The 19,797-nt window shown below is 62.2% G+C and carries 30 protein-coding genes; all 30 read right to left on the bottom strand.

Annotated elements, in window-relative coordinates; all coding sequences use genetic code 11:
- The 30 genes from ARC78_RS05320 to ARC78_RS05465 all read right to left on the bottom strand — a co-directional run bounded on the left by ARC78_RS05320 (position 1) and on the right by ARC78_RS05465 (position 19,472).
- Entirely contained in the window at positions 1-1,383 is a 1,383-nt protein-coding gene (locus ARC78_RS05320; protein ID WP_057505878.1) for a class II 3-deoxy-7-phosphoheptulonate synthase, read from the bottom strand.
- A 42-nt stretch (positions 1,384-1,425) separates the two neighbouring features.
- A complete protein-coding gene (locus ARC78_RS05325) occupies positions 1,426-1,932 on the bottom strand; it encodes a disulfide bond formation protein B (RefSeq protein WP_054657233.1) in 507 nt (168 codons plus the stop codon).
- Between the two features lie 144 nt (positions 1,933-2,076).
- Entirely contained in the window at positions 2,077-2,463 is a 387-nt protein-coding gene (rplQ, locus tag ARC78_RS05330) for a 50S ribosomal protein L17 (protein WP_054657231.1), read from the bottom strand.
- Positions 2,464-2,655: 192 nt separating this feature from the next.
- Entirely contained in the window at positions 2,656-3,654 is a 999-nt protein-coding gene (locus tag ARC78_RS05335; RefSeq protein ID WP_054657229.1) for a DNA-directed RNA polymerase subunit alpha, read from the bottom strand.
- A 54-nt stretch (positions 3,655-3,708) separates the two neighbouring features.
- The gene (gene rpsD / locus ARC78_RS05340; RefSeq protein WP_017355428.1) at positions 3,709-4,338 is read right to left on the bottom strand and encodes a 30S ribosomal protein S4; all 630 of its coding nucleotides are present in this window, start codon (positions 4,336-4,338) and stop codon (positions 3,709-3,711) included.
- A gap of 14 nt (positions 4,339-4,352) precedes the next feature.
- Positions 4,353-4,745: a 30S ribosomal protein S11 gene (gene rpsK / locus ARC78_RS05345; protein ID WP_054657227.1), complete on the bottom strand. Its 393-nt coding sequence runs from the start codon at positions 4,743-4,745 to the stop codon at positions 4,353-4,355.
- Between the two features lie 12 nt (positions 4,746-4,757).
- The gene (gene rpsM / locus ARC78_RS05350) at positions 4,758-5,114 is read right to left on the bottom strand and encodes a 30S ribosomal protein S13 (protein WP_057505879.1); all 357 of its coding nucleotides are present in this window, start codon (positions 5,112-5,114) and stop codon (positions 4,758-4,760) included.
- Between the two features lie 347 nt (positions 5,115-5,461).
- A complete protein-coding gene (gene secY / locus ARC78_RS05355; protein WP_054657223.1) occupies positions 5,462-6,817 on the bottom strand; it encodes a preprotein translocase subunit SecY in 1,356 nt (451 codons plus the stop codon).
- A 7-nt stretch (positions 6,818-6,824) separates the two neighbouring features.
- Positions 6,825-7,268 carry a 50S ribosomal protein L15 gene (gene rplO / locus ARC78_RS05360; RefSeq protein ID WP_054657221.1) on the bottom strand — a complete coding sequence of 148 codons (444 nt, stop codon included), beginning with the start codon at positions 7,266-7,268 and terminating at the stop codon, positions 6,825-6,827.
- 6 nt (positions 7,269-7,274) lie between these two features.
- On the bottom strand, positions 7,275-7,466 hold the full coding sequence (gene rpmD / locus ARC78_RS05365; protein ID WP_054657219.1) for a 50S ribosomal protein L30: 192 nt from the start codon (positions 7,464-7,466) through the stop codon (positions 7,275-7,277).
- The gene (gene rpsE / locus ARC78_RS05370; RefSeq protein ID WP_054657217.1) at positions 7,459-8,001 is read right to left on the bottom strand and encodes a 30S ribosomal protein S5; all 543 of its coding nucleotides are present in this window, start codon (positions 7,999-8,001) and stop codon (positions 7,459-7,461) included. The genes rpmD and rpsE overlap by 8 nt, the downstream gene beginning before the upstream one ends.
- A 158-nt stretch (positions 8,002-8,159) precedes the next feature.
- Positions 8,160-8,513, bottom strand: a complete 354-nt coding sequence (gene rplR, locus ARC78_RS05375; protein WP_054657216.1) for a 50S ribosomal protein L18 — start codon at positions 8,511-8,513, stop codon at positions 8,160-8,162.
- Positions 8,514-8,546: 33 nt separating this feature from the next.
- The gene (gene rplF / locus ARC78_RS05380) at positions 8,547-9,074 is read right to left on the bottom strand and encodes a 50S ribosomal protein L6 (RefSeq protein WP_054657214.1); all 528 of its coding nucleotides are present in this window, start codon (positions 9,072-9,074) and stop codon (positions 8,547-8,549) included.
- 15 nt (positions 9,075-9,089) lie between these two features.
- Positions 9,090-9,488, bottom strand: a complete 399-nt coding sequence (gene rpsH / locus ARC78_RS05385; protein ID WP_054657212.1) for a 30S ribosomal protein S8 — start codon at positions 9,486-9,488, stop codon at positions 9,090-9,092.
- Positions 9,489-9,702: 214 nt separating this feature from the next.
- On the bottom strand, positions 9,703-10,008 hold the full coding sequence (gene rpsN, locus ARC78_RS05390) for a 30S ribosomal protein S14 (protein ID WP_057505880.1): 306 nt from the start codon (positions 10,006-10,008) through the stop codon (positions 9,703-9,705).
- Positions 10,009-10,026: 18 nt separating this feature from the next.
- Positions 10,027-10,569, bottom strand: a complete 543-nt coding sequence (gene rplE / locus ARC78_RS05395; RefSeq protein ID WP_054657210.1) for a 50S ribosomal protein L5 — start codon at positions 10,567-10,569, stop codon at positions 10,027-10,029.
- An 11-nt stretch (positions 10,570-10,580) separates the two neighbouring features.
- A complete protein-coding gene (gene rplX / locus ARC78_RS05400; protein ID WP_054657208.1) occupies positions 10,581-10,898 on the bottom strand; it encodes a 50S ribosomal protein L24 in 318 nt (105 codons plus the stop codon).
- A 16-nt stretch (positions 10,899-10,914) separates the two neighbouring features.
- Positions 10,915-11,283 carry a 50S ribosomal protein L14 gene (gene rplN, locus ARC78_RS05405; RefSeq protein WP_003479595.1) on the bottom strand — a complete coding sequence of 123 codons (369 nt, stop codon included), beginning with the start codon at positions 11,281-11,283 and terminating at the stop codon, positions 10,915-10,917.
- 12 nt (positions 11,284-11,295) lie between these two features.
- Positions 11,296-11,565 carry a 30S ribosomal protein S17 gene (gene rpsQ, locus ARC78_RS05410; RefSeq protein WP_054657206.1) on the bottom strand — a complete coding sequence of 90 codons (270 nt, stop codon included), beginning with the start codon at positions 11,563-11,565 and terminating at the stop codon, positions 11,296-11,298.
- An 11-nt stretch (positions 11,566-11,576) separates the two neighbouring features.
- Positions 11,577-11,762, bottom strand: coding sequence for a 50S ribosomal protein L29 (rpmC, locus tag ARC78_RS05415; RefSeq protein WP_054657204.1), 186 nt, complete (start codon positions 11,760-11,762; stop codon positions 11,577-11,579).
- Positions 11,762-12,175, bottom strand: a complete 414-nt coding sequence (gene rplP, locus ARC78_RS05420; RefSeq protein ID WP_054657202.1) for a 50S ribosomal protein L16 — start codon at positions 12,173-12,175, stop codon at positions 11,762-11,764. The genes rpmC and rplP overlap by 1 nt, the downstream gene beginning before the upstream one ends.
- A gap of 5 nt (positions 12,176-12,180) precedes the next feature.
- Positions 12,181-12,915: a 30S ribosomal protein S3 gene (rpsC, locus tag ARC78_RS05425; protein WP_054657200.1), complete on the bottom strand. Its 735-nt coding sequence runs from the start codon at positions 12,913-12,915 to the stop codon at positions 12,181-12,183.
- Between the two features lie 17 nt (positions 12,916-12,932).
- On the bottom strand, positions 12,933-13,268 hold the full coding sequence (gene rplV, locus ARC78_RS05430) for a 50S ribosomal protein L22 (RefSeq protein ID WP_054657198.1): 336 nt from the start codon (positions 13,266-13,268) through the stop codon (positions 12,933-12,935).
- Positions 13,269-13,280: 12 nt separating this feature from the next.
- Complete coding sequence (rpsS, locus tag ARC78_RS05435) at positions 13,281-13,550, bottom strand: 30S ribosomal protein S19 (protein ID WP_054657196.1); 270 nt, start codon at positions 13,548-13,550, stop codon at positions 13,281-13,283.
- Positions 13,551-13,556: 6 nt separating this feature from the next.
- Positions 13,557-14,384 carry a 50S ribosomal protein L2 gene (gene rplB, locus ARC78_RS05440; protein ID WP_054657195.1) on the bottom strand — a complete coding sequence of 276 codons (828 nt, stop codon included), beginning with the start codon at positions 14,382-14,384 and terminating at the stop codon, positions 13,557-13,559.
- Positions 14,385-14,394: 10 nt separating this feature from the next.
- Positions 14,395-14,694, bottom strand: coding sequence for a 50S ribosomal protein L23 (gene rplW / locus ARC78_RS05445; RefSeq protein ID WP_054657193.1), 300 nt, complete (start codon positions 14,692-14,694; stop codon positions 14,395-14,397).
- Positions 14,691-15,296, bottom strand: a complete 606-nt coding sequence (gene rplD, locus ARC78_RS05450; protein WP_054657239.1) for a 50S ribosomal protein L4 — start codon at positions 15,294-15,296, stop codon at positions 14,691-14,693. The genes rplW and rplD overlap by 4 nt, the downstream gene beginning before the upstream one ends.
- A 12-nt stretch (positions 15,297-15,308) precedes the next feature.
- The gene (rplC, locus tag ARC78_RS05455) at positions 15,309-15,959 is read right to left on the bottom strand and encodes a 50S ribosomal protein L3 (RefSeq protein WP_054657191.1); all 651 of its coding nucleotides are present in this window, start codon (positions 15,957-15,959) and stop codon (positions 15,309-15,311) included.
- Positions 15,960-15,970: 11 nt separating this feature from the next.
- Positions 15,971-16,282, bottom strand: a complete 312-nt coding sequence (gene rpsJ, locus ARC78_RS05460; protein WP_010341589.1) for a 30S ribosomal protein S10 — start codon at positions 16,280-16,282, stop codon at positions 15,971-15,973.
- Positions 16,283-16,727: 445 nt separating this feature from the next.
- The gene (locus ARC78_RS05465) at positions 16,728-19,472 is read right to left on the bottom strand and encodes a M14 family metallopeptidase (protein WP_199398896.1); all 2,745 of its coding nucleotides are present in this window, start codon (positions 19,470-19,472) and stop codon (positions 16,728-16,730) included.
- Positions 19,473-19,797 lie beyond the last annotated feature (325 nt).

Genomic DNA, 19,797 nt, shown 5'->3' on the forward strand with positions numbered 1-19,797 from the left:
TCACGGGGCGGACTGCCCCTGCTTGCGCACGATCGCCATGGCAATTTCCAGCGACTGTTCGTAGTTCAGCCGCGGATCGACAGTGGAGCGGTAGGCACGCTCCAGATCACGCTCGGTCAACTCGCGTGCGCCGCCGGTGCACTCGGTCACATCCTCCCCGGTCAGCTCCAGATGCACGCCTCCCAGACGCGTGCCGGCTGCGGCATGCAGATCGAAGGCCAATTCCACCTCGCCGCGGATATTGTCGAAGCGGCGGGTCTTGTAGCCATTGCTGGTGCTTTCGGTATTGCCGTGCATCGCATCGCAGACCCACAACACCCGGCGCCCGTCGCGGCTGACCGCATCGAGCAACGGCGGCAGCTTCTCGGCGATCTGCGCCGCCCCCATGCGGTGGATGAAACTCAGCCGGCCCGGCTCGTCATCCGGATTGAGCACATCCATCAGCCGCAGCAACTGGTCCGGCTGCACCGATGGCCCGACCTTGATCGCGATCGGATTGCGCACGCCGCGCAGGTATTCCACATGCGCGCCATCCAGCGCCGCCGTACGCATGCCGATCCACGGGTAATGCGTGCTCAGGTTGAAATGGCCGTGCTGGCGCGGCACCTGGCGGGTCAGCGACTCCTCATAGGGCAACAACAGCGCCTCATGCGAGGTGTAGAAGTCCACCCGGTTGAGGTTGTGCACGGGCGCGCCGGCCAGCGTCTCCATGAAACGCACCGCATCGCCAATGGAGCCCACCATCTTCTGGTACTCGGCCGCCAGCGGCGAACAGCCCACCCAGCCCAGGTTCCAGTACTCGGGGTGATGCAGATCGGCGAAGCCGCCATCGATCAGCGCCCGTACGAAGTTCATCGTCAGCGCCGAACGCGAATGCGCGGTGATCATCCGTTGCGGGTCGGGAACACGCGCCGCCTCGGTGAACTCCGGGGCGTTGATCACATCGCCGCGGTAGCTGGGCAGGGTCACGCCGTCGCGGGTTTCAGTATCGGCCGAGCGCGGCTTGGCGTACTGCCCGGCAAAGCGGCCGACGCGGATCACCGGCTTGCGCAGCCCATGCACCAGCACCAGACTCATCTGCAGCAGCACCTTGAGCCGGTTGGAGATTGTGGCCGATTCGCAATCGGCGAAATTCTCGGCGCAATCCCCGCCCTGGAGCAGGAAGCGTTTGCCCTCCTGCGCCTCGGCCAGCTGCTGCTTGAGCGCGAAGATCTCCCAGGAGGTGACCAGAGGCGGCAGCTGCCGCAATTGACCCAGCGCCGCTTCCAACGCCACCGGATCGGGATAGGTCGGCATCTGCAGTCCCGGCTTGCCACGCCAGCTCGACGGCGCCCAGCCCGGATCTGGAACAGGATAAGCAACAGAAGGCGCAGACTGGTTCATGCAATTACCGGCAAGAGAGGAAGAAAGAAAACGACGCGGCGATCAGCGCGCCACCCGGCGCAAGCCGGCATACAGGGCCCACAGCCCCAGCAACACGAACCACACCAGACTCCACATCGGCATGGTCAGGCCCAGGAACTGCCAATCGATGTTGCCGCAATCACCGGTGCCGGTAAGCACCGTACGGAACACCTCGAACGGCCCCATGGTCTCGCTCAGGAAGCTCAACGGCGGGCCACAGCTGCTGCCGAGGTCCTTCGGCAGCAACTGCACATAGACGTGGCGCCCGGCGATGCCGGCCCCCACGCCTGCCGCGATCAGGGTCAACACGCCATAACAGGCGCGGCCAGCGCGGCTGGAAGGACCGTGCAGCGCGCCGAGCAGGAACAAGACGCCGACCGAGGCGAAGGCGATGCGTTGGTAGATACACAGCGGGCATGGCTCCAGCCCCATCTGGATCTGCATGTAGATCGCAAAGGCCAGCAACCCGGCACAGATCAAAAAACCCAGCAGGCACTGCGCACGGAAATTCCAACGCAACGGATTCATCGGCAACCCCCTTACAAATAAGGTCGCAAGAGTAGCAGCCCCCATGCCTTCCGGCAGCCGTCTTGCAGATGCCGGGTACGCAAACGCAAGAAGCCCGGCATAGGCCGGGCTTCCGCAGGATCCGTCGCTTGGCGAGTGCGCCGATTACTCGGCGACTTCCTCGGCCACAACAGCCGGACGGTCCACCAGTTCGACATAGGCCATCGGTGCGTTGTCGCCAGCACGGAAACCGCACTTCAGCAGACGCAGGTAGCCGCCCGGACGGTTGGCGTAGCGCGGGCCCAGGATGGTGAACAGGTTGCCGACGGCTTCCTTGTCACGCAGACGGGCGAACGCCAGACGGCGGTTGGCGACCGAGTCGACCTTGGCCAGGGTGATCAGCGGCTCGGCGACGCGACGCAGTTCCTTGGCCTTCGGCAGGGTGGTCTTGATCAGCTCGTGCTTGAACAGCGACGCAGCCATGTTCTTGAACATCGCTTCGCGGTGGGCGCTGGTGCGGTTGAACTTGCGGCCCGACTTCATGTGACGCATGAGTGTATTCCTTGGTTAATGATGGATCGTTGAACTTCGCTGTCGCCATCCAGGCGTTGAAACTGTGGACTGCGGATGGTCCTGGTCGTCCGTCCTGGACGACCTGCGTGCCGGCATCTGCACCGGTCAACGCGGGTACTGCAGACAACATTCCCCCACATGGTTACCCATGCGGGGGAATGGATTTTACTCTCAGCCGAGCATGCCGTGCTGGGAAACACCGGCCGGCGGCCAGTTTTCCAGCTTCATGCCAAGGGACAGACCACGCTGGGCCAGTACTTCCTTGATCTCGGTCAGCGACTTTTTGCCGAGGTTCGGGGTCTTGAGCAGCTCCACTTCGGTCTTCTGGATCAGATCACCGATGTAGTAGATGCTCTCGGCCTTCAGGCAGTTGGCCGAACGCACGGTCAGCTCCAGATCGTCGATCGGGCGCAGCAGCACCGGATCCACGCCATTGTTGGCCGGCTTGGCTGCACCGCGGTCGCGGTGGGTGAAGTCACCGAACACCGACAGCTGATCGCTGAGGATGTCGGCCGCGGTGCGGACAGCTTCCTCGGCATCGATCGTGCCGTTGGTTTCGATCTCGATGACCAGCTTGTCCAGATCGGTACGCTGTTCCACACGGGCCGCTTCCACCGAATAGGCGACGCGGCGAACCGGCGAGAACGAGGCGTCCAGAACCAGACGGCCGATCGCACGGGTTTCTTCGTCCGGACGACGACGCGCGGCAGCCGGCTGGTAGCCGAAGCCACGTTCGATCTTCAGACGCATGTTGATCGATGCATCCTTGGTCAGGTTGCAGATCACATGGTCGCCGTTGATCACTTCGACGTTGTGGTCGACCTTGATGTCGGCAGCGGTAACAACGCCCGGGCCCTGCTTGGACAGGGTCACGGTGGCGCTGTCGCCGGTATGCATACGGACTGCCACATCCTTCAGGTTGAGCAGGACTTCCAGCACGTCCTCCTGCAGACCTTCAAGGGTGGTGTATTCGTGCAGCACGCCGTCGATCTCGACTTCCGTAATGGCGAAGCCCGGGATGGACGACAGCAGCACGCGACGCAGGGCGTTGCCCAGCGTATGCCCGTAACCACGCTCCAAGGGTTCGATAACGACCTTGGCGCGGGTGTCGGTAAGGCGTTCGATCTGCGGGCCACGAGGACGCAGAACCTGGTTTGCGGTAACCGTCATGTTGCGGGTTCTCCTGCGAACCTCCGGTGCAACCCGGAGGTTCTCCATTGTGAATTACTTCGAATACAACTCGACGATCAGCGCTTCGTTGATATCCGCAGGCAGATCGGCGCGATCCGGCACGGCCTTGAAGATGCCGGCGAACTTGCCCGAATCAACCTCAACCCACGACGGACGCAGGTCGTGCTGGGCGGCAACGGTCAGGGCTTCCTGAACGCGCAGCTGCTTGGCAGCCTTTTCCGACAGCGCAACGGCATCGCCAGCCTTGACCTGGTACGAAGCCAGATTCACCGACTTGCCGTTGACCGTGACACCGCGGTGCGAGACCAGCTGACGGGCAGCCGGACGGGTCACTGCGAAGCCCATGCGGTAGACGACGTTGTCAAGACGGGTTTCCAACAGCTGCAAGAGGTTCTCGCCGGTGTTGCCCTTCTTCGTCGAGGCCTTCTTGTAGTAGTTGCGGAACTGACGCTCCAGCAGACCGTAGATACGCTTGACCTTCTGCTTTTCACGCAGCTGGGTGGCGTAGTCGGACAGCTTGCCCTTGCGGGCGGTAGCGCCGTGCTGGCCGGGCTTCTGCTCCAGCTTGCACTTGGAATCCAACGCGCGGGCCGGGCTCTTCAGAGAGAGGTCGGCGCCTTCGCGGCGGGCGAGCTTACAGGTGGGACCGATATAACGAGCCATTTCTTATCGCTCCCTTAGACGCGACGCTTCTTCGGCGGACGGCACCCGTTGTGCGGGATTGGCGTCACGTCGATGATGTTGGTGATCTTGTAGCCGACGTTGTTCAACGAACGTACGGCCGACTCACGGCCCGGACCCGGGCCCTTGATGCGGACTTCCAGCGACTTCAGGCCGTAATCCAGCGCAGCCTTGCCAGCCTTTTCGGCGGCAACCTGGGCAGCGAACGGAGTCGACTTGCGCGAACCACGGAAGCCAGCGCCACCGGAGGTGGCCCAAGACAGTGCATTGCCCTGGCGGTCGGTGATGGTCACGATGGTGTTGTTGAACGAAGCGTGGACGTGGGCGACGCCGTCAGTGACGACGCGCTTGATCTTCTTCTTGGTTTTTGCAGCAGCGGGCTTAGCCATTATTTAGGTCCCTTACTTCCTGATCGCCTTGCGCGGACCCTTGCGGGTGCGGGCGTTGGTACGGGTACGCTGGCCACGCAGCGGCAGACCGCGACGGTGACGCAGGCCGCGATAGCAGCCCAGGTCCATCAGGCGCTTGATTGCGATACCGATTTCGCGACGCAGGTCGCCTTCCACGATGTACTTGCCGACTTCGGCGCGGAGACGCTCGATTTCCGGCTCGGACAGTTCGCGGATCTTGGTGGTCGAAGCAACGTTTGCGGCTTCGCAAACCTTCTTCGAACGGGTACGGCCGATGCCGTAAATGCTTTGCAACCCGACCCAGACGTGCTTCTGGGCTGGCAGGTTGACGCCTGCAATACGCGCCATGACGCGGTTCTCCAGCTGAGTGATGGCCGAATGCGCACCAACAGGCGCGCCAATCCGGCAGGATGGATCAAAAAAGTTAATTAGCGATCTAACAAGGCCTCGGTTTGCTTTGAGGTCCGCATAACCCGAAGGTTCCACAGACCCGGCGTGGGGAGTGTGCCCACGCTCCGGCGCCGGATGTGCTTGGCAAAGTGATACCACCTCTGCCGCCCGCGCTACTCCTGCGCAGAACCACCACATCACACCCCCACCCGAGACCGCTGCGGGGGCCGCCCTTCTGTCTTGAAGACCCCAACGGGAACCGGAGGGGATCTTCTCGCTATGAAGCGGAAAGTATACCGGGTGAATCAGCCGCGCGCAAAACCGCCGCGGTTGCCGCCCTTCAGGTTGGCCTTCTTCAACAGGCTCTCGTACTGGTGAGACATCAGATGCGCCTGGATCTGCGCAATGAAGTCCATCACCACCACCACCACGATCAGCAGCGAGGTGCCACCGAAGTAGAACGAGGCGTTGAGCTGGGTGCGCATGATTTCCGGCAACAGGCAGACGATGACCAGGTAGGCCGAGCCGGCCGCCGTCAGGCGCGTCAACACACCATCGATATAGTCAGCCGTGGCCTTGCCCGGACGGATACCCGGAATCAGCGCACCCGACTTCTTCAGGTTGTCAGCGGTTTCCTGCGAGTTGAACACCAGCGCGGTATAGAAAAACGCGAAACCGGTGATCAGTGCAGCGAACACGATCATGTGCAGCGGCTCGCCCGGACCCAGCGCATTAGCCACTTTCTGCAGCCAGGTGGCCGAGCTGGCCTGGCCGGACCACATCGCCAGCGTGGCCGGGAAAGCCAGGATGCTGGAAGCGAAGATCGCCGGAATCACACCCGCCATGTTCAGCTTCAACGGCAGGAACGAGGTCTGGTTCATGTAGGCGTTACGGCCACCCTGACGGCGGGCGTAATTGACAGTGATGCGGCGCTGGCCGCGCTCGACGAACACCACGAAGTAGGTGAACGCCAGCACCACCAGCACAATCAGCAACAGCGAAATGAAGCTCATGTTGCCATCGCGGTACGCCTCGACGGTCTGGATCACCGCCGCCGGAAGGCCCGCGACGATACCGGCGAAGATGATCAGCGACACACCGTTGCCGATACCCCGCTCGGTGACCTGCTCACCCACCCACATCAGGAAGATGGTGCCGGCCGTGAGTGCGACCACAGCGGTCAGCACGAAACCCATACCCGGTGCGTACACCACCGGAGCACCGCCCGGCGACACCTGGTTCTGCAATGCCAGCGCGATACTGCCGCCCTGCACCACCGCCAGGAGCACCGCGCCGATGCGCGAATACTGCGTGATCTTGCGACGACCGGACTCACCTTCCTTTTGCATGGCCTTCAGGGCCGGGAAGATGTGGACCGCCAGCTGCATCACGATGGATGCCGAGATATACGGCATCACGTTCAACGCGAAGATGCTGAAACGGTGCAGGGCGCCGCCCGAGAACATGTTGAACATGTCCACGATTCCGCCGCCCTGCGCCTGCATCAGCGCAAGCATGGCATCGGGATTGACGCCCGGCACCGGCACATAACAGCCAATGCGATAGACGAGCAATGCCCCGAGTACGAACAGAAGACGCTGGCGAAGTTCCGTGAACTTGCCCATCCCGCCCGCGAGGTTACCGATGCCAGCTTGCGCCATGTTCCAGTTACTCCTGTACGCTGCCGCCGGCAGCTTCGATCGCAGCCTTGGCGCCGGCAGTTGCCGCAACACCCTTCAGGGTGAACGCCTTGCTCAGCTCGCCCTTCAGGACGATCTTGGCCTTCTTGGCAGTGGACGGGACCAGCTTGGCAGCACGCAGTGCCGCAAAATCGATCTCGCCAGCTTCCAGACGGTCCAGATGGTAGGACAGCACTTCAGCGGTGTCCTTGGCCGTACGGGAAACGAAGCCGATCTTCGGCAGACGACGCTGCATCGGGGTCTGACCGCCTTCGAAGCCGGCCTTGATCTTGCCCTTGCCCGAACGAGCGAACGAACCCTTGTGGCCGCGGCCGCAGGTCTTGCCAAGGCCGGAGCCGATGCCGCGACCGACGCGCTTACGCTCGGTACGCGCGCCCTCAACCGGGCTCAGTTCATTAAGACGCAAAGTCATGGTCAATTACTCCTCAACCTGGACGAGGTACTGAACCTTATTGATCAGGCCGCGAACCTGCGGGCTGTCCTTCAGTTCACGCACATCATTGAGCTTGTTCAGGCCCAGGGCACGCACCGACAGGCGGTGACGCGACTGGGTTCCACGCAGGCCACGCACCAGGCGCACCTTCACGGTCTTGACGTTCTGATCAGCCATGGTTGAGATCCTCCACCTTCTTGCCGCGCTTGGCCGCAATGCGAGCCGGCGACTGCACGCCTGCCAGACCCTTCAGCGTGGCGCGAACCAGGTTGATCGGGTTGCGCGAACCCACCGCCTTGGCCAGCACGTCCTTCACGCCAACCGCCTCCAGCACAGCGCGCATCGCGCCGCCGGCAATCACGCCGGTACCTTCCGAAGCCGGCTGCATGAACACGCGAGCCGCACCGTGGCCGTCCTTGACGGTGTGCCACAGCGTGCCGTTGTTCAGATCAACGCTGATCTGGTTCTTGCGGGCCTGCTCCATCGACTTCTGGATGGCGACCGGCACTTCGCGCGCCTTGCCGTAGCCGAAACCGACCTTGCCTGCACCATCACCGACCACGGTCAGTGCGGTGAAGGTGAACTGGCGACCACCCTTGACGGTCTTGCTGACGCGATTGACCGCGACCAGCTTCTCGATCATGCCATCGTCGACTTTTTCTTCGCGGTTGCGATCGCGATCGCGACCCCGCGACTGACGTTCTTCAGCCATTTCTATTCCTTGTTGTGTGGATTATGTACGGCTCGAAGCCGCTTATAGTTGTGGGACGAAACGTTGACTCGTCGGCCGCTGCATAAGAGCGGAGACGCCCGGCACAGCCCGTACCGGCAGGCAGGCGGAAAGGGGCCAACGGCCCCTTTCCCGATCCCTTAGAACTGCAGGCCGCCTTCGCGGGCTGCATCGGCCAGGGCCTTGATGCGGCCGTGGTAGCGGTAACCGGAACGGTCGAACGCGACCTTTTCGATACCGGCAGCCTTGGCGCGCTCGGCAATCATCTTGCCGACCTTGGCAGCTGCGTCGCAGTTCTTGCCGTTCTTCAGGCCTTCCATGACTTCGGCCTGGGCGGTGTTGGCAGCCGCCAGCACCTTGGAGCCATCGGCGGTGAAGACCTGTGCATACAGGTGCTGGCCGGTGCGCAGAACCGACAGGCGCGCCACACCCAGGGTGCGGATGTGCGAGCGGGTCGACTTGGCGCGACGCAGACGTGCAATGTTCTTGTTCATGTTCTTTATCCTCGAAAGCTGAAAACCTAGGAATTAGGCCTTCTTGGCTTCCTTGCGAATGATGACTTCACCGGCGTACTTCACACCCTTGCCCTTGTAGGGCTCCGGCGGACGGTAACCGCGGATCTTGGCGGCGACTTCACCGACAACCTGCTTGTCCGAACCCTGGACCAGAATTTCGGTCTGGGTCGGGGTCGACAGGGTGATGCCTTCCGGCGCCACGAACACGACAGGATGGGAGAAGCCCAGCGACAGGTTCAGGTCCTTGCCCTGCATGGCGGCGCGGTAACCCACACCCACCAGCTCCAGCTTCTTTTCGAAGCCTTCGGACACGCCCTGGACCATGTTGGCCAGGATCGAACGGACGGTGCCGGTCAGCGCGTCGAAGGAGATGTCCTTCGGGCTCAGCGTGGCAACGCCATTGTCGAGAGTGATTTCAACGCCAGCGGCCTTGTTCAGCGACAGGACGCCCTTCGGGCCCTTCACGGTCACAACTTCCGGCTGGATGGTCAGTTCAACGCCCTTGGGCAGGTTGATCGGCTTCTTGGCTACGCGGGACATAGTGGACTCCTTCCCTTAGGCCACGAAGCACAGGACTTCGCCGCCGACGCCCAACTGGCGCGCCTGCGCATCAGTCATGATGCCCTTGGAGGTGGAAATGATGGCGACGCCCAGGCCGTTGAGGACCTTCGGCAGTTCAGACTTGCCACGGTACTGGCGCAGACCCGAACGCGAGAAGCGCTTCAGGGTCGCGATGACCGGCTTGCCTTCGAAATACTTCAGGACGATTTCAAGCTCGGCCTTGTTGTTTTCGGTGTTGGTCACGCGCAGGTCGGTGATGTAACCCTCGTCCTTCAGGACCTGGGCAATGGCCACCTTGACCTTGGACGACGGGGCTTTCACCGTCTGCTTGCCAACCGCGGCCGCATTCTTGATGCGTACCAGCAGGTCGGCGATGGGATCAGTCATGCTCATGTAGATACCTTTGAGTGCACCGATATCCGCTTTCGCGAAAATCTCGTGTTTTCCTGGGATGGGCCAGGGCCCCTACCACACCAGCCAGCCGGTTTCGGACAGGCAAGGAGCGGGATTATACGACAAAAAGCCCGACTGGCGTCGGACTTTTTGAGTCACCTTCAGGTTGCCCTGCCGATGCTCCGGCCGGACCTCGCGGCCCGGCCGGAATTTCTTACCAGCTGGCCTTGCGCAGGCCCGGCACATCGCCGCGCATGGTGGCTTCGCGCAGCTTGTTACGGCCGAGGCCGAACTTGCTGTACACGCCACGCGAACGACCGGACAGCTCGCAACGGTTGCGGTGGCGGCACGGCGACGAGTCGCGCGGCAGCTTGGACAACTTCGTCGAGGCCTCGATCTTCTCTTCGTAGGTCGCGTCCACCGAGGACACGATCTTCTTCAGAGCCGCACGCTTTTCAGCGTACTTTTCAGCCAGCTTTTTCCGCTTGATGTCGCGGTTGACCATGGAGGTCTTTGCCATTTCGGTATCCTCGACGAATCAGTTACGGAACGGGAACTTGAACGCTGCGAGCAGCGCCTTGGCTTCCGCGTCGGTCTTGGCAGTGGTGGTGATGGCGATATCCATACCACGGATCGCATCGACGGCGTCGAAGTCGATTTCCGGGAAGATGATCTGTTCCTTCACACCCATGTTGTAGTTGCCACGACCGTCGAACGAACGACCCGACACGCCGCGGAAGTCACGCACGCGCGGCAGCGAGATGTTGATCAGACGATCCAGGAACTCAAACATGGTGTCACGACGCAGCGTGACCTTGCAGCCGATCGGCCAGCCATCACGGATCTTGAACGATGCCACCGAAACACGCGACTTGGTGACGATCGGCTTCTGACCGGTGATCTTGGTCATATCCGCGACGGCGTTTTCCAGAACCTTCTTGTTGGTAGCCGCTTCGCCCACACCCATGTTCAGGGTGATCTTGACGAGCTTCGGCACTTCCATCGGGTTCTTGTAGCCGAACTGTTTGGTCAGTGCCGGCACAACTTCGTCTTTGTAAAACTTTTCGAGACGGGAATTCATTCGATCATTCCTCAGGCGTCAAGCGCCTCACCGCTGGAGCGGAACACACGCAGTTTGCGTCCATCCTCCAGCACCTTGAAGCCAACGCGCTCGCCCTTGCCCGTTGCCGGGTTCAGAACATTGACGTTGGAGATATGGATCGACGCTTCACGCTCGACCACGCCGCCAGCAACGCCTGCCTGCGGATTCGGCTTGGTGTGGCGCTTGACGATGTTCACGTTGGCGACGATCACACGATCGCCGTCGACGCGGACGACTTCGCCCTGCTTGCCCTTGTCCTTGCCGGTGTTGACGACGACCTGGTCGCCCTTCTTGATACGGTTAGCCATGATTATCTCCTGGCGCTCACAGAACTTCGGGAGCGAGCGAGACGATCTTCATGAACTTCTCAGAACGAAGTTCACGGGTCACCGGCCCGAAGATGCGGGTGCCGATCGGCTCTTGCTTGTTGTTCAGCAGGACCGCGGCATTGCCATCGAAGCGGATCAGCGAACCGTCAGCGCGACGCACACCCTTGCGGGTACGCACCACGACTGCGTCATACACTTCACCCTTCTTGACCTTACCGCGCGGAATCGCATCCTTCACGGTGACCTTGATGATGTCACCGATGTGTGCGTAACGGCGCTTCGAGCCGCCCAACACCTTGATGCACATCACTTCCTTGGCACCAGAGTTGTCAGCGACGTCGAGGTAGCTCTGCATCTGAATCATGATTCAGGCTCCTTATTTCGCTGCGCGGGTGATGATTTCCACCACACGCCAGTTCTTGGTCTTGGACAGCGGAGCAATCTCGGTCACACGCACGAAATCACCTTCATTGCAGGTGTTCTCGGCGTCGTGTGCATGCAGCTTGGTCGAGCGCTTGATGTACTTGCCGTACAGGGCGTGCTTGACCTGGCGCTCCACCAACACGGTGACCGTCTTGTCCATCTTGTTGCTGACGACACGGCCTTCGACCGTGCGCAGCGTCTTGCTTGCGTTATTTTCGCTCATAGCAGCCATCCTTACTTCGTGCTGCCGATCAGGTGCTTGACGCGAGCGATCTCGCGGCGCACCCGGCGGGTTTCGTGGGTCTTCGGCAGCTGGCCGGTGACCTGCTGCATACGGAGCGAGAACTGCTCCTTACGCAGGTCGGTCAGGTGGGCCTTGAGTTCGTCAGCCGACTTCTCGCGGAGTTGTTTGATGTCCATCAGCGCACCGTCCGGGTCACGAAAGTGGTGGTGACCGAGAGCTTGGCAGCGGCCAGGCGGAACGCCTCGCGTGCCACTTCCTCGGAAACGCCCTCGATTTCATAGATCATGCGGCCGGGCTGGATCTGCGCGACCCAGTATTCCACGCCACCCTTACCGGCACCCATTCGGACTTCGATGGGCTTCTTGGTGATGGGCTTGTCGGGGAACACGCGGATCCACATCTTGCCGCCGCGCTTGACGTAGCGGCTGATCGAGCGGCGGGCCGCTTCGATCTGACGCGCGGTCAGCTGACCGTGAGCGGTTGCCTTCAGGCCGTACTCGCCAAAGCTGACGGCATTTGCGCTCCAGCTCAGGCCGTCGTTACGGCCCTTGAACATCTTGCGGTATTTGGTTCGCTTGGGTTGCAACATTGCCGTTACCTCGCTTCACGAGCCGGGCGCGACGGACGGTCACCACGGTCGCCGCGATCGTTACGATCGTTGCGCGGGCTGTCGTCCTGCTTTTCCTGGCCAACCTGGGAGAAATCAAAGACCTCGCCCTTGTAGATCCAGACCTTGATGCCGATGATGCCGTAGGTGGTGCTGGCTTCAGCGAAACCGTAGTCGATATCCGCACGCAGGGTGTGCAACGGCACGCGGCCTTCGCGGTACCACTCCGAACGGGCGATTTCAGCGCCGTTCAAGCGGCCGCCGACGTTGACCTTGATGCCCAGGGCACCCAGACGCATCGCGTTGCCGACCGAGCGCTTCATTGCGCGGCGGAACATGATGCGACGCTCCAGCTGCTGCGCGATCGACTCGGCAACCAGCTGTGCATCCAACTCCGGCTTGCGCACTTCGGTGACGTTGATGTGCGCCGGAACGCCCATCATCTCACTCACTTCCTTGCGCAGCTTCTCGATGTCCTCACCACGCTTGCCGATCACCACGCCCGGACGGGCGGTGTGGATCGTCACGCGAGCGGTCTTTGCCGGACGCTCGATCAGGATCTTGCTGATGCCGGCCTGAGCAAGCTTCTTGCGCAGCATCTCACGGACTTTCAGGTCGGCTGCCAGGTAACCAGCAAACTCGGCCTTGTTGGCGTACCACTTGGAGTTCCAATCCTTGGAAATACCGAGGCGGATACCAATCGGATGAACTTTATGACCCATGGTCTTTTCCTTTCCGCTTACTTGCCGGCGCCCACAACCACAGTGATGTGGCTGGTGCGCTTGAGGATGCGGGTACCGCGGCCTTTCGCCCGCGCCATGAAACGCTTCAGGGTCGGACCTTCATCAACCATGATGGTCTTGACCTTCAGCTCGTCGACGTCAGCGCCCTGGTTGTTCTCGGCATTGGCAATAGCCGACTCCACCACCTTCTTGATCAGGTGGGCAGCCTTCTTGTCCGAGAACTTCAGCAGGTTGACCGCACGCTCGGCCGGCAGACCGCGCACCTGGTCAGCGACCAGACGGGCTTTCTGCGCAGAGATGCGCGCGGAGCGCAGGATTGCTTTCGCTTCCATTGTCATCTCTCCTTACTTGCCCGACTTCTTGTCGCCACCGTGACCCTTGAAGGTCCGGGTGACGGCAAATTCGCCGAGCTTGTGGCCGACCATGTTCTCGTTGACCAGCACCGGAACGTGGTTCTTGCCGTTATGAACGGCGATGGTGACGCCTACCATTTCCGGCAGGATCATCGAACGGCGCGACCAGGTTTTGATCGGCTTCTTGCTGCCCGCAGCGGCCTCCACCTTCTTGATGAGGTGGTGATCGACGAACGGGCCCTTCTTGAGTGAACGTGCCATGGTCGATTAGCCCCTACGATCGCGGACGATGAACTGCTGAGTGCGCTTGTTATGGCGCGTCTTGTAACCCTTGGTCGGAACACCCCACGGGGTGACCGGATGCGGATTACCCTGACCGGCCTTGGCCTCACCACCACCATGCGGGTGATCCACCGGGTTCATGGCAGCACCACGAACGGTCGGCTTCACGCCACGCCAGCGCTTGGCACCAGCCTTGCCCAGCTTTTCCAGGTTGTGCTCGTCATTACCGACTTCACCGATGGTGGCGCGGCATTCGACCGGCACCTTACGCATTTCACCCGAGCGCAGACGCAGGGTGGCGTAGATACCTTCACGAGCGACCAGCTGCACGGCTGCACCGGCGGCACGGGCGATCTGGGCGCCCTTGCCCGGCTTCAGCTCGATCCCGTGAATGGTGGTACCCACCGGGATGTTGCGCAGCGGCAGGGTGTTGCCGGTCTTGATCGGCGCGTGTGCACCGGAGATGACCTGGTCACCCGCCTTCAGGCCCTTGGGGGCGATGATGTAGCGACGTTCGCCGTCGACATAGCACAGCAGGGCGATATGGGCGGTGCGGTTCGGATCGTATTCGATACGTTCCACGCGCGCCGGAATACCTTCCTTGTTGCGCTTGAAGTCGATCAGACGGTAGTGCTGCTTGTGACCACCACCCACGTGACGGGTGGTGATGCGACCGTGGTGGTTACGACCACCGGACTTGCTCTGCGGCTCCAGCAACGCTGCGTGCGGTGCGCCCTTGTGCAGATCGGGCGTGACCACGCGCACGGCCGAACGACGGCCTGCGGAGGTGGGCTTGAATTTCATCAATGGCATGGGATGTACCTCAGGCCTTGGCCGTTACATCGATGGACTGGCCATCGGCCAGACGCACGTACGCCTTGCGCCAATCGCCACGGCGGCCAGCGCGATTACGGAAGGACTTGCTCTTGCCCTTGACGTTCAGCACGTTGACGGCCTCGACCTTGACGTCGAACAGCTGCTCAACCGCGGCCTTTACATCGGCTTTGGTGGCTTCGCTCGAAATCTCGAAGACATACTGGTTGGAAAGTTCCTGCAGGCGCGCGGTCTTCTCGGAGACTCGCGGAGCACGCAGCACGCTGAAGATTTTTTCGTTGCTGCTCATGCCAGCCACTCCTCGACCTTCTTGACCGCGTCAGCGGTGATGACGACCGTGTCGGCACCGACCAGAGCCACCGGATCCAGACCCTGCACGTCACGCACCTGCACGTACGGCAGATTGCGGGCCGACAGGTACAGCGACTCGGAAGCGTCTTCGGTCACGATCAGCGGGCGCTTGCCCACCGACAGACCCGCCAGCTTCTCGATGAGCGCCTTGGTCTTGACAGCATCGACGTCGAAGGATTCGACGACGGTGATGCGACCCTGACGGTTCAGCTCGGACAGGATCGCGCACATGGCGGCACGGTACTGCTTGCGATTGACCTTCTGGTCGAACGAACGCGGCTTTGCGGCAAACGTCACGCCACCGCCGACGAAGATCGGAGCCGTCAGCGCGCCATGACGCGCACCGCCGCCCTTCTGCTTCTTCGACTTCTTGGTCGTGCCGTTCACTTCCGAACGCGTTTTCTGAGCCTTGGTGCCGGCGCGAGCGGCGTTGCGGTAAGCAACGACGACCTGGTGAACCAGATCTTCGCTGAAATCGCGACCGAACACGGCGTCGGAGACCGAGACCTTGTTGTTGCTACCCGTGATAACGAGTTCCATCGTCATCTCTCCTTATGCCTTGCTAGCCGGACGCACGATCACGTCACCACCGGCTGCGCCAGGCACGGCGCCGCGAATGGCGATCAGACCACGCTCGACGTCGACCTTGACCACTTCCAGGTTCTGCGTGCTCTGCTGCACAGCACCCATGTGGCCGGACATCTTCTTGCCCGGGAAAACGCGACCCGGGGTCTGGCGCTGACCCAGCGAACCCGGCGCGCGATGCGACAGCGAGTTACCGTGGGTTGCATCGCCCATACGGAAGTTGTGGCGCTTGATGGTGCCCTGGAAGCCCTTACCCTTGGTGACACCCTGGACGTCGACCTTCTGGCCAACTTCGAAGATGTCCGCCTTGACTTCGCCACCGACGGCGAAATCGCCGATCTGTGCGTCTTCAACGCGGAATTCCCACAGGCCACGGCCCGCTTCCACCTTCGCCTTGGCGAAGTGGCCGGCTTCCGGCTTGTTGACCAGCGCAGCGCGACGGGCGCCGACGGTCACCTGCACGGCGCTGTAGCCGTCGGTTTCGACGGTCTTGATCTGCGCGATGCGGTTCGGGGTTGCTTCAATCAGGGTCACCGGGATGGACTGGCCATCTTCAGTGAAAACGCGGCTCATGCCAGCCTTGCGGCCCACGAAGCCCAACGAATATTTCTTCGTCATGGTCGTAGTCCTCAGGTCAACTTGATCTGCACGTCGACGCCGGCAGCCAGTTCGAGCTTCATCAGCGCGTCCACGGTCTTGTCGTTGGGGTCGACGATGTCAAGCACGCGCTTGTGCGTGCGGGTCTCGTACTGGTCACGCGCGTCCTTGTCGACGTGCGGGGAAACGAGGATGGTGTAACGCTCGATCTTGGTCGGCAGGGGGATCGGGCCACGCACTTGCGCGCCGGTCCGCTTTGCCGTTTCAACGATCTCGCTGGCCGAACGGTCGATCAAACGATGATCGAACGCCTTCAACCGAATCCGGATCTTTTGGTCCGCCATGACGGTGTTCCTATAGGTCTAAAGAGCGACAGGTCCGGCCCCTGAGTGTGCCGAACCCCATGAATACGACAAAAAGCGCCGAAGCACCCTCCGTCGCGCGAATCCTTTCGATACAAGGAAGGCGGCCCGGTTTCCCGGCCCGCCCCAGACACAAACAAACGCGCAACACCCCTCCAGCGATGCCGGAGCGATCCACGCGACCTGTCCTTAGTCTGGCGAACACGAGGCGCTTCCTGCACCTCTTTTCGCTGGTTGCGAAGCTGCACTGATGCGCACCTTCGCGAGTGGTCGTGCATTCTGTCAGTTATTGCCAGCCACCGCAAGTCACCCTGCAACCGCCGCACAGAGGCTTCAGCCAATAGACAGACTGCCTGTTCAGGAACACGCCTCGCGCCCCCGGAGCTGGCCCAGGCCGCGCAACGGCGGCCCGGACCGGGACCGGATCTCAGTTCTGCGCCGCGTCCGATCCACCTGCGCGCAGCAGGCCATTGAACAGCAACTTGAACGAGCCATGGGTCTGCGCGCGGAACGTGATGTCGGTACCAACAAAGGTCAGCCGTCCCGTACCGATATCCGCCTCGGCCGCCAGTACCCCGCCCTGCAGATGCTCTTGTCCCCAGGCCCAGCCGGAACGCAGCGGGGCCGGACCGGCAAAACTCAGCAGCGGCCGGATGTCCGCCCGCCCCGCCGGCAGCTCGAATACCGGTGCATTGTCCCAGCGACCATCGGAGAAATACACATCCAGCTCCGACGGCAAGCCCCAGCTCAACGGACTGGACTTGTCCACCGCGACCTGCAGCACACTGCCCGGGATGTAGTACTCACGCTGACAGAGCGCGCGCATCCCGCCCTCAGCCGCCGGCGTACGCAGATGGCTTTGCAGCGGCAACCCCAGCGCCAGCGCCAGCCCGCTGGAAGACCCGGTCGCCACCACATGTCCGCCCGACTCGAGAAACCCGCGCAGCACCGGCACCACCTTTTCCGCCGTCAGCTCGCCGAGCAGCGGATGGTACTGGTCAGGAATCGTCGCCGGATCCGGGGACGCCGGCACCCTGCCAGCCTTGCCCTCGATTGCCAGCGCCTCCGGCAACGGCAGTGCCCCACTGGGCAGGATCATCACGTCGAACCGCTCACGCAGCCGGCCCTTGAGGATCTGCTGCGGATACACCACCTGGTAGTCGAAGCCGAAATTCTCCAGCACCAGGCGCGTCCATCCGGACACCATCGAACCGCCGTAGTGATCCCACAGCGCGATGCGCGGCGCGTGCACCACTTCGCCCGCCTCCACCCGCCCCTTGGGCACCACCGCGCGAACACCCGTGCCGCGCAGCGCCCGCTCGAGCTGCGGCACAGGCACCGCAGGCAGGAAGAAGGCACCGTCCCGCCCTGGCAACCGCCGGACCTCAACCCCCTCCCTGAGCAGGCGATTGATCACCAGCACGCTGTCATTGACCCGCGCATCCAGCAAATAACCGCGCGAGGAATGCGCCACAGGCAAGTCGACGGGCGTTTGCAGCTGCCCGATCGGCAGCGCCTCGAACGGGCCGGCAAAGCCGTGCATGACCCGATCAAAACTCACCCCCATCTGGTAGGCCAGCGTCCACCCCGCCGAGTCATACGGCGCGATCGGCGGACCACCGTCATATTCGAAATCGTGGGGATGATCCTGCGGTTCGAACATGTCCCGCACGTGCGGGCGGAAGGCCTGATCGCCACGCACCACGAAGGAACCGGCCGGGTATTTTTTGCCTGCGACCGTGAACTCACGCGAGGCGCGCATCACCTCCACACCGCCCAGCTGCAAGGCATCGACGAACTTCACCGCGGTCGGGAAATCCGCCTGGTCGGCCGGGATGATATAGCCACGCGCATCACGCTGATCGGGCTGGCGCAGCAGTTGCTGCACCTGCGCCGCGGCCAACGCGCCCTTGTCCCTGCCCGCTTTTTCCACCGCCAGCTTCGCCTGCGCCAGAGCTGTCGGACTTGGCGTCCAGCTGTCGCGGCTGCCCCGCTCGATCGAGTTGCGCCCCATGCGGTAGATGTTCAACAACAGCTGTTCACGGTTGCGCGAGGCGTAATCCAGCAGCGCCCAGTTGGCCGTCAGGCTGTAATCGATGGACTGGCGGAAATGCCAGGTCTGGGCCGCCACCGGCGCAGGCAGATTGCTGTCTGGCAACTGGCGCTCCGGAATGAACGGGATCTGCATCGGCGTCGGGTTGCCGGTGATCTCGGTCAGCACGCCCATCATGTTGTGGAAGTACGGCATTGTGCGCAGGCCGCCGTTCCACCACGTCGAGTACACGCTGCCACGCTTTGAAACCGCACCCGGCTTGCCCTCCTGCAGGTAGCGCAGGTTCATCGCCGACCCCAGCGCCTCCAGCCCGACCGGAATCATCGCGTCGATGTTGTAGTTGTACGGATCGCGATAGGGCGGGATCACGATCACCGTGCCCTTGGGCGAGGTCTGGTGGTGGTTGTAGACAATCTGCGGATACCAGCGGGTGTACATCGCCCGATTCAGGTTGCGCGTTTCCTGCAACGCCGCCATGTAGAAGTCACGGTTGTTGTCGTGCCCGGCGTACTTCTGGTACAGCCGCGGCGGCTTGTCGAGCACCCGCTTCTCGGGCACCGGCTCCCGCATGTACCAGTCCGCATACAGCTCCTGCCCGTCCGGGTTGGCATGGACCAGCAGGATGATGGTGTCCTCCAGAATGCGCCGGGTTTCGGCATCGTCGCGGCTGGCCAGCTGCCAGACCGTCTCGATCAGCTGGTGGGCGCCGACCGTCTCGTTGGCATGCAGGCCGCCATCGATCCACACCACCGCCTTGCCCTGCGCCGCCAGCGCCCGCGCGGTGGCCTCGTCATCCCGTGCCCGCGCCATGCGTCCGGACAGCGCCCGATATTCCTCCAGGCGGGCGAGATTGGCCGGCGACGATGCCACCAGCATCAACTGGGATCGCCCTTCCGAAGTCTTGCCCAGCTCCTGCAGCACGAACCGGTCGGAAGCGGCCGCCACTTTGCGGAAATACGCCTCCGTCTGCGTGTAGTTGGCGAGCATGTAGTCATCGCCGATATCGAATCCAAAATGCTCGCGCGGCGAAGGCGCAGCGGCCTGCCCCATACCTGCGGCCAGCAACATCACCAATGCAAGAGCGATACGCCCGCGCCATTGTCCAAATCCGTACTTCACTTCCTCTCCCCAGGAGCAGCCTTGCACCAGATACCGGCACGGCCACCCCGCAACAGCCATATTCGGCACCGGAGTCCGCGCATGCACACAGCCCCGACACCCCTGGCCCAGTCACCGTGAATACTCCGACGACAGGCAACAAAAAGACGCACGGACGCGGTTTTTCCGCCATCCCGTCGGCCGACCGAAACCACCCGAACACCTTATTGCAGGCAAGCAAACGAAGAAGGGCAGCCCAGAGGCTGCCCTTCCCGATGACATCCCGCCTGAAGCACCTTCTTTGAAGAAGGTGCTCGAACCGGGCTATTACTTGGTGATCTTGGAG

Source organism: Stenotrophomonas pictorum JCM 9942 (genome assembly GCF_001431585.1).
In the GTDB taxonomy this organism is placed as follows: Bacteria; Pseudomonadota; Gammaproteobacteria; order Xanthomonadales; family Xanthomonadaceae; genus Stenotrophomonas; species Stenotrophomonas pictorum.